A 248-nucleotide genomic window follows, 5' to 3' on the forward strand; every position below is an offset into this window, starting at 1 on the left:
CCTTGTCGAGCGCCGCGCGGGCTGCCTGCTCGCCGAGCGAGGCGGTCGTCTCGCCCTCGCCTGCGATGTAGCGCTGGCGGATGCCGGTGCGCTGGTCGATCCATTCGTCCGACGTCGCGACCATGCCCTCCAACTCACGGTTGGGGACGACGCGCTTGGGCAATGCAGCCCCATAACCGCGTACCACTGAACGGATCATGTTATCGGTATCCTGTCGTCAGGCCGCTTCGGGGCCAGCCGGTGGCTGG

1 pseudogene is annotated in these 248 nt (G+C 67.7%); it reads right to left on the reverse strand.

Annotated features, from left to right (window positions below):
• A pseudogene (locus R0J92_RS25350) lies at positions 1–199 on the reverse strand (3-oxoacyl-ACP synthase); the annotation flags it as partial.
• Positions 200–248: the final 49 nt, after the last annotated feature.

The sequence above is a fragment of the Tritonibacter sp. SIMBA_163 genome, assembly GCF_046535935.1.
GTDB classification, from domain to species: Bacteria; Pseudomonadota; Alphaproteobacteria; order Rhodobacterales; family Rhodobacteraceae; genus Epibacterium; species Epibacterium scottomollicae.